The 10,841-nt window shown below is 42.2% G+C and carries 11 protein-coding genes and 1 riboswitch; of the genes, 4 read left to right on the top strand and 7 right to left on the bottom strand.

Annotated elements, in window-relative coordinates; all coding sequences use genetic code 11:
* Window positions 1–134: 134 nt before the first annotated feature.
* Both R7F67_RS12170 and R7F67_RS12165 read right to left on the bottom strand, forming a co-directional pair.
* Window positions 135–869 (bottom strand): chromosome partitioning protein ParA, encoded by a 735-nt coding sequence (locus R7F67_RS12170; RefSeq protein ID WP_318057194.1) that lies wholly within the window; start codon window positions 867–869, stop codon window positions 135–137.
* A gap of 31 nt (window positions 870–900) precedes the next feature.
* A complete protein-coding gene (locus R7F67_RS12165) occupies window positions 901–1,059 on the bottom strand; it encodes a hypothetical protein (RefSeq protein WP_005377784.1) in 159 nt (52 codons plus the stop codon).
* A 527-nt stretch (window positions 1,060–1,586) separates the two neighbouring features.
* Window positions 1,587–1,686: riboswitch (glycine riboswitch) on the top strand.
* A gap of 122 nt (window positions 1,687–1,808) precedes the next feature.
* Between R7F67_RS12165 and R7F67_RS12160 the strand changes: the two genes are divergently transcribed.
* Window positions 1,809–3,185: an alanine/glycine:cation symporter family protein gene (locus tag R7F67_RS12160; RefSeq protein ID WP_104975278.1), complete on the top strand. Its 1,377-nt coding sequence runs from the start codon at window positions 1,809–1,811 to the stop codon at window positions 3,183–3,185.
* 117 nt (window positions 3,186–3,302) lie between these two features.
* On the opposite strand, the gene R7F67_RS12155 is transcribed toward R7F67_RS12160, so the two are convergent.
* On the bottom strand, window positions 3,303–3,869 hold the full coding sequence (locus R7F67_RS12155; RefSeq protein WP_005385713.1) for a hypothetical protein: 567 nt from the start codon (window positions 3,867–3,869) through the stop codon (window positions 3,303–3,305).
* Complete coding sequence (locus R7F67_RS12150; protein ID WP_017820932.1) at window positions 3,869–4,504, bottom strand: LysE family translocator; 636 nt, start codon at window positions 4,502–4,504, stop codon at window positions 3,869–3,871. Before R7F67_RS12150 ends, R7F67_RS12155 begins: the two co-directional genes overlap by 1 nt.
* A 223-nt stretch (window positions 4,505–4,727) precedes the next feature.
* Between R7F67_RS12150 and R7F67_RS12145 the strand changes: the two genes are divergently transcribed.
* A complete protein-coding gene (locus tag R7F67_RS12145) occupies window positions 4,728–6,200 on the top strand; it encodes a carboxypeptidase M32 (protein ID WP_005377788.1) in 1,473 nt (490 codons plus the stop codon).
* Window positions 6,201–6,270: 70 nt separating this feature from the next.
* On the opposite strand, the gene R7F67_RS12140 is transcribed toward R7F67_RS12145, so the two are convergent.
* From R7F67_RS12140 to R7F67_RS12130, 3 genes are all read right to left on the bottom strand, one after another.
* Window positions 6,271–7,221 (bottom strand): LpxL/LpxP family Kdo(2)-lipid IV(A) lauroyl/palmitoleoyl acyltransferase, encoded by a 951-nt coding sequence (locus R7F67_RS12140; RefSeq protein ID WP_064369089.1) that lies wholly within the window; start codon window positions 7,219–7,221, stop codon window positions 6,271–6,273.
* 419 nt (window positions 7,222–7,640) lie between these two features.
* The gene (locus R7F67_RS12135; protein ID WP_169644527.1) at window positions 7,641–7,976 is read right to left on the bottom strand and encodes a DMT family transporter; all 336 of its coding nucleotides are present in this window, start codon (window positions 7,974–7,976) and stop codon (window positions 7,641–7,643) included.
* A gap of 123 nt (window positions 7,977–8,099) precedes the next feature.
* Entirely contained in the window at window positions 8,100–8,486 is a 387-nt protein-coding gene (locus R7F67_RS12130; RefSeq protein WP_017633992.1) for a DUF6559 family protein, read from the bottom strand.
* Window positions 8,487–8,826: 340 nt separating this feature from the next.
* Between R7F67_RS12130 and metA the strand changes: the two genes are divergently transcribed.
* Entirely contained in the window at window positions 8,827–9,768 is a 942-nt protein-coding gene (gene metA, locus R7F67_RS12125) for a homoserine O-acetyltransferase MetA (RefSeq protein WP_005377792.1), read from the top strand.
* Between the two features lie 179 nt (window positions 9,769–9,947).
* On the top strand, window positions 9,948–10,673 hold the full coding sequence (gene pilW, locus R7F67_RS12120) for a type IV pilus biogenesis/stability protein PilW (protein ID WP_017820928.1): 726 nt from the start codon (window positions 9,948–9,950) through the stop codon (window positions 10,671–10,673).
* Window positions 10,674–10,841 lie beyond the last annotated feature (168 nt).

The following is a 10,841-nucleotide window of genomic DNA, read 5'->3' as shown; positions in this document are numbered from 1 at the left end:
TTAACATGAGTAGTTTTACAGGCAAAGCCGAAACGGATGATAACCACCTACTGAAGTAGGTGGTTTAGGGCTGAAAACGAAAAAGGAGCTCTTAAAGAGCTCCTTTTGCTTTTCAAAAATCGGATACAAAAGACTTAAAGGCCGATATCTTCCATTATTGCTTTGATTTGTTTGAGGTCCATTTTATAGACTTCAATCATTTGATCGACCTGACTTAGTCGTGAATTAGCTTCATCATGTTTATCACACGCGTCCGACTTCACGTCCCAAGATTTGCCTTCTAAAAATACGTCACACTCTTTCTTGAGTTTCTCAATCTTAGGTAATAATTTTGACCGTTCTTTCTCGAGAGACTCTAATTCTTGCGAAATTTTTAGCTCTTTCTGGAATACTTCGCGGGACCGCTCAAACATAGTCGCTTGCATATCCGCTTGACGACTCAACTTCTCATTTTCTGACTTCGTCGTGTTGATCTTATCTGCCTGCTGCTTCAATTGAGACTCTAGTGACAAGTTGACCTTCTCGACCTCAGTCAATTGCTTTTGCAACTTCTTAAGTGCTTTCTGATGAGCTTCATCTTTCGCGGCGAGTAACTCACTAACTTGGTTTTGTATTTCTTGGTCGAGCGCCTCTTCACGCACTTTTACTTGAGATGCCAACTGGGTTTTATCTTGCGTTAGTGCTTGATACTTTTCTTCTAATACGTGGTAAGTCGATTCCCACTTGTTCGCAGTGACAACCGATCCAACAAGGCCACCAAATGCCAAGCCTAACACCGCAGCGATTGCGATATAGATATGCGTACGTTTGTCACGCTCTTCAATGACAACTACGTCGTCTTGCTCTTCCATTTTGTTCTGAGAACTCACCGTATACTACTCCAAGGACTCTTTTACTTTGCTAGCGGATCAATTCCGCAAACATAATTGATGCTGTATAAATCAGAAATGCGCCAATTAATGTTATAACGGTCGCTTTTTGGACTTTTTCATTGGTTCGATAACGAAACAGCACAAATGCTACTGCAATCAACACCGCAATGGCTAATAATCTGGTCATACCGCCTCCTTGTCCACTCATGAAAAACTGCCTAGGTCCGTAGACTGTTTCACAAAGATTCATTGTAACCCATTTATACGTACCATAAGGTCAACTTAGCGTAGATTTTAAAATAAGTGCTCCGATTTTAATCAATTTTGTGTCCTTAATTGAATAACTTATGTCGTAACAATCGAAACACATTTATCGTTCTGAAGTATTTTTGGGTTCCATTCCCTAACCCAATAAATTTTATTTATGCCGTGACTCGCACAAAAAGATTGGCAAACATAGCTTCATGAAAATTGATGAGGTTATTTCATTGAAAATAAATTGACATAGGGTGTTGAAATGGACCAAAAACATGATAGAGTTCACACGTTAATGATGACCAGCATCATTAACTAACCTTTACTCATTTAATTGAGTAATTGTTCCGATGAAGACTGCAGGAGAGTGGTTATTAATCAAATTTTAACATTTGATTAGCATAACTCGCCGAAGAATTAACTATTTCAGGTGCTACCTAGGTAGCGGGGACTGTAGTTGGAGGAACCTCTGGAGAGAACCGTTAAATCGGTCGCCGAAGGAGCAAGTCTTGCACTCACGCAAGGTGAAACTCTCAGGCAAAAGGACAGAGGAGTGGAAAGTTACAACCTAACTATTTTGCTTGGCCTTCCCGCCTACAACCAATAGCTTAGTTCTTTTAGAGATCGTTGATCTCGTCCTTTCCCTCTTCTCCTTATTAGTTGTTTTATTAAGGGGAAATCATGAACAACCTACAATCTTTACTACAAACCATCGATAATTTTGTCTGGGGTCCACCGCTGCTTATTTTGCTAGTGGGTACAGGTGTTTACTTCACTTTTAGCCTTGGCTTGATCCAGTTTAAACACCTCCCAACAGCGCTAGCGATGGTATTCAGTAAAGATAAGTCATCTAATACTCAAGGTGACGTTTCTAGCTTTGCAGCTCTTTGTACTGCACTCTCAGCAACAATTGGTACTGGTAACATTGTTGGTGTTGCCACAGCAATCAAACTCGGTGGACCAGGCGCTCTATTCTGGATGTGGCTCGCTGCCCTTTTCGGAATGGCGACTAAATACGCCGAATGTTTGTTGGCGGTTAAGTACCGAAGAGTCGATGATAAAGGCCAAATGATTGGTGGCCCAATGTATTACTTGCAATACGGTGTTGGCTCAAAAGCTCTCGCGATCATGTTTGCAGTGTTTGCTTTGGGTGTTGCTTGTTTTGGTATCGGTACGTTTCCACAAGTAAACGCGATTCTGGATGCAAGTGAGATATCTCTTGGTGTTAACCGTGAGCTATCTGCCTTTGTACTAACTCTTTTGGTTGCTTTCGTAACTTTGGGTGGCATCAAATCCATTGCTAACGTTGCAGGAAAAGTGGTTCCTACCATGGCTGTATTTTATGTGTTGGCGTGTTTAAGCGTGATCATCATGAATGCAGACCAATTGTTCAATGCCGTTGAATTAGTGCTGGTTTCAGCCTTTACATCAACAGCAGCGACGGGTGGTTTTTTAGGTGCAAGCATCATGCTGGCAATCCAATCAGGTATCGCTCGCGGTGTGTTCTCAAATGAATCTGGTTTGGGTAGCGCGCCTATGGCAGCAGCAGCAGCGAAGACAGACTCTTGTGTTAAACAAGGCCTAATTTCAATGACGGGTACCTTTTTCGATACCATCATTATTTGTACCATGACAGGCCTTGCTCTAATCCTGACTGGTGCATGGCAAAGTGACTTTGCAGGTGCCGCGATGACGACTCATGCTTTTGCGGTGGGTTTAAATGCAGATACATTTGGTCCTATGCTCGTCTCAATCGGTTTGATGTTCTTCGCTTTTACCACCATTCTTGGTTGGAACTACTACGGTGAGCGTTGCGTTGTGTTCCTGTTCGGAACTAAAGCTGTGCTTCCATACAAACTGATTTTCGTCGGCTTGGTGGCATCTGGTGCATTCCTTCACCTCGATATGATTTGGCTACTGGCTGATATCGTAAACGGTCTGATGGCAATTCCTAACCTAATTGGTTTGATCGCACTGCGTCACGTCGTACTGGCAGAAACCAAACTGTTCTTTAGCTCAACATCGCAATCAGGTAAAGTTGAAGCAGTGAAAGCTTAGTGAAACGGCAGGTTTGCGGTCACAAACTGTCAGTCACAGAGAGCAAGACACATTAGAAATGGTAAAACACAAAGCCCGCTATTATTTAGCGGGCTTTATTTATCTTCGGTTAAATGGTTAATCTCTCAACCATTGATGCTCAACGTTTTCTCCACGTTCTTCAAAAAACTTCGCATTTTTTTGCTTGAATTGATCCGCTTTCAACTCTGATAGCGGCCAGTCTAAAAATGCTTCTGTTACAAACGAGTCGCCGACACCAACTTCAATCGATTCCAGATGTTTCCCGATGTAGCGATAAAAGTAGCCTTGCCCAAACGCATCGCACACCATAGGTACATGCCTGACACGTTGATGATTGACAGAGACCGAAGCCCAAGTCGTCGTTTTAGGTTCACAGGTTTGCTCTTTTACAACGTCGACCTCAAATTTATTGTCCATAGTTGTCGAAACAAAAACGACAATAGCGTCATGCAAATACACACGCCTGAGCAATAACTGTTTAGTGTCTTGAGTTCGCGTTTGTTGTATTCCATTAGCAAAAGGCTCGAAGTAGCCCCAGTGCCAAGACCAGATCATGCCGCGTTGCGCAAACTGTACTTGTGGCCACGTATGCCAAGCTACAGCGGCACCTATCCCCACAATAAATACAGCGAGTAGTATCAACAATCGATAAATATTACGCATTAAACGGGTTTTTCAATTAATAACTTCACACCAAGTGCGACTAATACTGCGCCCGTCGCGCCTTCCATCCACTTCATAAAGCTTGCATTCTTTAGTAGATTTTTAGCCGAGTTAAGCGCGCCAGCTAAACCACACTGCCAAACCATCGCAATAGCAAAGTGTACAGATGCCATCATCATTGATTGAAGCAAGGGTGAACCTTCTGGATTCACAAACTGTGGCAAGAAAGCCAAATAGAAGACCGCCGTTTTCGGGTTCAAGACGTTAGAAAGAAAGCCCTCTCTAAAAGAGCGCTTACCATTAAACACTTCGTGAATCTGCTCGGTCACGGTCAATCCATCTTTCGACGACATTAGCGCTTTTAAACTGCTCAAACCAAGCCAGATAAGATAAGCTGCGCCAATCATTTTTACGATTTGGAACAACTCTGCTGATTGCGCAAGAATCGCCGAGATACCAACCGCAGAAAAAAAAGCATGTACGAATAAGCCAAAGCAAATCCCTAGACTGGTTGTACATCCATCTTTTAGGCCCGATCGGCTAGTGTTACGGATAACAAGTGCAGTATCTAAACCTGGCGTTAACGTTAAAATCGTAATGGCAATAATAAATGCCTCGAAATTCAAAATATCCATATTATCGTGATAATTAATTGTTAATCCTTCATCAATACCGCCAATCCACAAGATTCGCAAGCTTCTTTTTTAAGAGAGCTATACAACTGGGTGAGTTTATGGACAATGGGTTGGAGTTAATTGTTAATTATTAGTAAATTAACGCAGGTTGCTTAGTGCAACACCATATGAAGGACCCGTTATCGGGTGTTTAGGGAAAGAACAAAAGAATAAGAGTAGTCACATGAACGCATTTACAAAACTCGTTGAACATTCCAAAAAAGTGGCAAATTTTGAGCATCTATCAGCCATCATAGATTGGGATCAAGCGGCGGTCATGCCACCTGGTGGCGCTGAAGCACGCTCGAATGCCACGGCAGAGCTCGATGTACATATCCATTCTTTAATGACTCAACCGCACTTGGGAGAGCTTTTCGCTCAGGCAGAAGAAGAGACGCTGTCTACAAAAGAAAAATCTATCCTAAGAGAAATGAAGCGTGGGTGGCAGCAAGCTAACTTACTACCAGAATCATTAGTTCAAGCTCAATCTCTTGCTGGCTCCAAATGTGAACATGCATGGCGTACACAACGTGGAGAAAATGACTGGGCTGGTTTTGAAAAGAACTGGGCTGAAGTCGTAAAGCTATCGCAGGAAGAAGCGCAAATTAGAGCCGAAGCAAATGGCACGACTCCTTATGATGCCATGCTCGATGTTTATGAACCTGGCACAACATCTGCGTCGTTAGACATTCTTTTTGCTGACGTGAAAACCTGGCTTCCTACTTTGATCGATGAAGCGCTTGAAAAACAACAATCAGACAACATCTTATTGCCAACTGCACACTACCCTGCGGAAAAGCAAAAAGCGCTCGGTTTGGAAGTCATGAAGCTACTTCAATTCGATTTTGAACACGGTCGACTTGATGAGAGTACCCACCCATTTTGTGGTGGTGTACCGACAGATGTGCGTATTACGACACGTTATAATGAAAACGAGTTTGTCCAATCACTGATGGGGATTGTCCACGAAACTGGCCATGCTCGATACGAGCAAGGGCTACCAAAAGATTTATCAGGAACACCCGCGGGAGAAGCTCGCTCTATGGGTATTCATGAATCACAATCACTCTTCTTTGAAATGCAAATAGGACGAAGCAGCGCGTTTATCGATCACCTCGCTCGACTGGCTTCTAACCATTTTTCTGGTAGTGAATTCGAAAAAGACAATTTAGCCAAAATTTACACTCGCGTAGAAAAAGGCTTTATTCGCGTAGATGCTGACGAACTAACATATCCTGCTCACGTTATTCTTCGATATGAAATTGAGCGAGATCTCATGAACGGCGTCATCAAACATACAGATGTACCAGAACTCTGGAACGAAAAGATGAAAGCGTACTTGGGGCTATCAACCGAAGGAAACTTCAAAAATGGCTGTATGCAAGATATCCATTGGACAGACGGAAGTTTTGGCTATTTCCCGTCCTACACGCTCGGTGCGATGTACGCTGCACAATTTATGGCAGCAATGAAACAAACCGTCGATGTAGATGCGGTTATTCGTTCTGGCGACTTAGCTCCGATATTCAATTGGCTCTCGGAAAACATCTGGAGTAAAGGGAGCTTATTCACCACTGATGAGTTGGTAAAACAAGCCACGGGTGAAACACTGAATGCTAAACACTTTCAAGCTCACCTAAAAGATCGCTACTTATAAAGCGAAAAGAATAGAAAGTAAAAGCCCAAGGTTCGTATGTTCCTTGGGCTTTTTGTAGGCTCTCTATGTGTTATGCCAAGCTAGGGATGAGCCTAGGCTTGTACAAACAGTCCTCACCCTCTGGTCTAGTTTTAAACCGACGATGAAGCCACATATACTGGCTCGGACTTGCCATGATTGATGTTTCAACTATTTGATTCACGAATGCGGCGGCACGTTGATGATCCTCTTTCGGGAAACCTTCGACGGGCGCACTAATGGTTAGGGTATAGTGTCCGTCTTTTCCTCTTACCATCGTAAAAGGCACAATGGCGCAATCTGTAGAATCAACCAACAAACTTGTGCCTGTCGTAGTACAAGCATTTTTAACGGCAAATAACGGTGCAAATGTCGAGCGTCGGTTACCATAATCGTGGTCCGGTGCATACCAAACCCGCTCACCCGTTTTAAGTGCTTCAAGCATGGCTTTGACGTTTTTACGATCAATCAGTGTACGATTAGAGCGAGAGCGTCCTTTATACTGAAAATAATCAAAACACGGATTATTGTTTGGGCGATAAACACCGGTTCCAGACTTTTTAATGCCAAAAGCTCGAGCACCTAACTCTAGATTCATTGAGTGTACGGCCAACATTAATGCACCTTTGCCTGACTTCTCTAAAGCCTCTAGATGCTCCATGCCTTTTATCGTGACGTGTTTGTTTACCCGTTTATCTGACCAAAACCATGCCATTGCGGTCTCAAAAAGTGCGATGCCAGTATTGTCGATGTTGTCTTTTAGAATTGCTTCGCGTTGGCATTCTTCCATATGAGGGAAGCAAAGCTCAAGATTGCGTCTGATCGTAACTTGACGTTTTCTCATGAGTCGCATAGCTAAACGACCAATGTTGCGTCCCAAAGCTAGTTGAACTTTAAAAGGAAGGAGGCTAAGTAAGTACATCACGCTAATGATAATTAACGTTCCCCAGTAACGAGGCAAAAGAAATTCGGCCTTGAATGCAGGCTTTTTGTATTTGTTCATGTAAGTATTGTCAGATGTGCCCATCTATAAGTGATAAAAACAATGATAATGGACTGCACTTTTATCATTGATAACGCTAATAACATAAATTAAAGCGCGCGGATTCTATGGTTCTTCGACACACTACACAATAAGAACTTTGCAGAAATATGTAGGGAATGAAAAAGCAGTAAAGATGAGTCGCCACGTTAACATCTATCGGAGTGATTTATCTACTGCCCTTTTCTAAAGTTTGAAGAAACATAACTTTGTATTTTCAATGCGCTAAATAATGCCTGTTTTTCAATCACATAATGCGACCGTGATGAATGCAACAATAGACATCATATCAATACTCGCCATTAGCGATTGAATTTGCACTAAAAAGCCGCAGCAATTTCTCGCTGCGGCTTCTTATTCACTTAACAAGTAGAGTGGCGTTATTCGTACCCTACTGTTTTGGATAATAAATTTACGATCAACACACCAGCGATGATAAACCCAATACCAACTAGGGCTGGTAAGTCTAGACGCTGTCCGTAAACAAAGTAACCAACCGTCGCAACCAAAACGATCCCAGCACCACTCCATATGGCATAAACAACCCCGACAGGCATTGTTTGCACTGTGACGGAAAGCAAGAAGAAAGCGATGCCGTAACCAATCAAAACGACTGTGCTCGGCATTACTTTCGTAAATTGCTCTGTTTTGGGAATATAAGAAGTGGCAATCACTTCACATACAATCGCTATCGACAGCGCCAACATTGGTGGCATAGAGACAAGCATTTTGAACATAAGGCATTAACGCTCAACAGAAATGTAACCGACAACATGTCCGGATAATTAGGCCGCGCATTATACCCAACTCATCTCACGATGGAATACCACTAACGATGTTTACACACCATCACTTTCGCTTACTTTTTGATGACCAGGTGAAAGGCTGACGTTTTGGTGCTGACGAGAAATTTCAAAGTAGATATGCATATCGATCGGCTCAGGTGTATTGAGTAGCATCTTACCTACTTCACGTTGGAAATGACCATAATTACCTAGCTCATCCGTTAGTTCTAGGAGCTCGTAAGAGGCTTCATCGGCAAACATTCCATACGCATACTGATAATGACTGATATCCTTGCTCTTATCATAACCCAGCTTTTGAAGAACTTGATCAATCTCTTCCGGCGTATAAATGTCTTTATCACCAAACGAATGCAGTAGCACGCAAGGAACTTCTTGAGCTATGCTCTGAATCTTTGTCTTTCTCTTGAAAATACCGAACATAATGTCCTCCACTGACGATGTTTCCAAATATGCACATTAATGCAAAATGGTGAGCTGATTGTTTTTAGTATGGCTCATTAATTTGAGACTTCCTTACTACGAAGTCACCTTCACATATTAACGTGATCGCATAATTACCAGCAAATAGTACACACTGCGTTTCAAACCTATCTCATCAGAAACTCTGCTTTAGTCACAATTGTGTGACAACCCCGAGTACGGTTTACCATAATGTAAAGAGTAGATTGAAAAGTCGGATTTCGTATCGACATCTAAACTTAATTAAGTTAGCTTTAGAAGTATAGACGTCTAGATTGACTATACTTAGGGAGAGAAAGTCGTGCCAATTAGAATTCCAGATCAATTACCAGCTACCGATGTATTAAGGACAGAAAACATCTTCGTGATGAGTGAAACGCGTGCAGCGAGTCAGGAAATACGTCCTTTAAGAGTGCTGATCCTTAATCTGATGCCAAAAAAAATAGAGACTGAAACTCAGTTTCTGCGTCTACTCTCAAACAGCCCACTACAGGTTAACGTCGAATTACTGCGCATTGATAACCGCCCGAGTAAAAATACGCCAACTGAACATTTAGACACGTTTTATCGCCAATTTGAAATGGTGAGAGATAAAAACTTCGATGGCATGATCATTACTGGAGCTCCATTAGGTTTGGTGCAATTTGAAGATGTCATTTATTGGGATCATCTCAAAACCATCATGGAGTGGGCAAAAGATCATGTGACATCTACTCTTTATGTTTGCTGGGCTGCGCAAGCAGGGTTAAAGCTACTCTACGATCTACCTAAAAAAACGCGTAAAGAAAAACTTTCAGGTGTTTATCATCATCAAATCCATCATCAGTTTCACCCTATCTTACGCGGATTTGATGACACGTTTTTGGCTCCTCACTCGCGTTACGCAGATTTTTCGCCTCACTTTCTAGAAGAGCATACTGACTTAGACATTTTAGCGACATCGGATGTCGCAGGTGTGTACTTGGCCACCACAAAAGACAAACGCAATGTCTTTGTCACAGGACACCCTGAGTATGATTCTCACACCTTACATAATGAATATATCCGAGATTTAAGCGAAGGTATGGAGCCCGCTATTCCTGTCAACTATTACCCAAACAACAACCCAGATAACCCACCAATTGCAAGCTGGAGAAGCCATGGACACCTCCTCTTTTTAAACTGGCTGAACTACTGTGTTTATCAGCAAACACCGTACGATCTCGATCACTTCAGTGAAGATGCTTTCACTAAAGACGATTAGCTTCAAAATAAGCAAACAAAGCACTCATCATTACCGAAATGTAATATGTGAACCAAGCCGCCATATGGCGGCTTTTTCATAACAGTTTGCAAACCTGATCGCATAGTGTTTTTTCCTCAATAGGTTTTTGCTAAGTAATTCATATCATGCAGAAAGATTCAGGGATGTAGGGATAAAGAATGAAAACAGCAAAGCTCGGTGCACTAATATTATTGTCTCAGTTTGCACTCGTGGGTTGCGTGACGGTGAAAGAAGATGGAAGCCCTGTCGTTAAAGCCGATCCTGTGGCAATGGCAGAATCACGTATCGCACTTGGCTTAGGTTATTTAGACGGCGGTAACATGATTCGCGCGCATGATAACTTACAACAAGCCTTAAACCACGCACCTCAATACTATCGCGCGCAATTATCTATGGCTCACTACTACGAAACGGTTGGTGAAGATATTAAAGCCGAACAGATGTATAAACGCTCTCTACGCCAACACACTAAAAACGGAAATGTGCTCAATAACTACGGTACTTTTCTTTGCAAGCGAGGTGACTTCGAAAAAGCCGATCAGATGTTTAATCGAGCCATTGAGCAGCCTTATTACTACCTTATTCCAGCAAGCTATGAGAATGCAGCTTTTTGTGCGCTAAAATCACAAGATAAAGACAAAGCGAGATACTACTTTACTAGAGCTATCGATCATGACCCTCATAGACCAAAATCGATTTTGCAACTCGCTAAAATAGAAATTGATAGCGGTGATTATACTGAAGCTAGAATTCGATTAATGAGATTCAATCAAATGTATGGCGTGAAGAAGCCCTCTTTGCAACTCATGATTCAACTTGAACGTGCAGCAGGCAATGAAGCTCTCGAGAAAAAGTATCAAAAACAATTGGAAAAATTTTCTTAGTACAAAATAGCGATACATAAGGCGCATTAGCTCACAGCCAATACAGCGCTTGACCAAGAATCCAGTGAATTCAGACTCACGGTGATACATTCATCCTGTACATAAACGTCAAATTCGGTACTATTTGAACGGAATAAGTGACCAAGTCACATTATAAAAAGTGCGCAC

Origin of the sequence: Vibrio sp. YT-17 (genome assembly GCF_033337375.1) — a bacterium.
In the GTDB taxonomy this organism is placed as follows: Bacteria; Pseudomonadota; Gammaproteobacteria; order Enterobacterales; family Vibrionaceae; genus Vibrio; species Vibrio alginolyticus.
The sequence above is the reverse complement of the archived record's forward strand: the minus strand, read 5'-3'. Positions and strand labels throughout refer to the sequence as shown.

Excerpts from the sequence above, each read along its gene's own strand:
- R7F67_RS12165 (WP_005377784.1), bottom strand. The coding sequence starts at position 1,059 with ATGACCAGATTATTAGCCATTGCGGTGTTGATTGCAGTAGCATTTGTG.
- pilW (WP_017820928.1), top strand. The coding sequence starts at position 9,948 with ATGAAAACAGCAAAGCTCGGTGCACTAATATTATTGTCTCAGTTTGCA.
- R7F67_RS12145 (WP_005377788.1), top strand. The coding sequence starts at position 4,728 with ATGAACGCATTTACAAAACTCGTTGAACATTCCAAAAAAGTGGCAAAT.
- R7F67_RS12150 (WP_017820932.1), bottom strand. The coding sequence starts at position 4,504 with ATGGATATTTTGAATTTCGAGGCATTTATTATTGCCATTACGATTTTA.
- R7F67_RS12135 (WP_169644527.1), bottom strand. The coding sequence starts at position 7,976 with ATGCCACCAATGTTGGCGCTGTCGATAGCGATTGTATGTGAAGTGATT.
- R7F67_RS12155 (WP_005385713.1), bottom strand. The coding sequence starts at position 3,869 with ATGCGTAATATTTATCGATTGTTGATACTACTCGCTGTATTTATTGTG.
- R7F67_RS12130 (WP_017633992.1), bottom strand. The coding sequence starts at position 8,486 with ATGTTCGGTATTTTCAAGAGAAAGACAAAGATTCAGAGCATAGCTCAA.
- R7F67_RS12140 (WP_064369089.1), bottom strand. The coding sequence starts at position 7,221 with ATGAACAAATACAAAAAGCCTGCATTCAAGGCCGAATTTCTTTTGCCT.
- R7F67_RS12160 (WP_104975278.1), top strand. The coding sequence starts at position 1,809 with ATGAACAACCTACAATCTTTACTACAAACCATCGATAATTTTGTCTGG.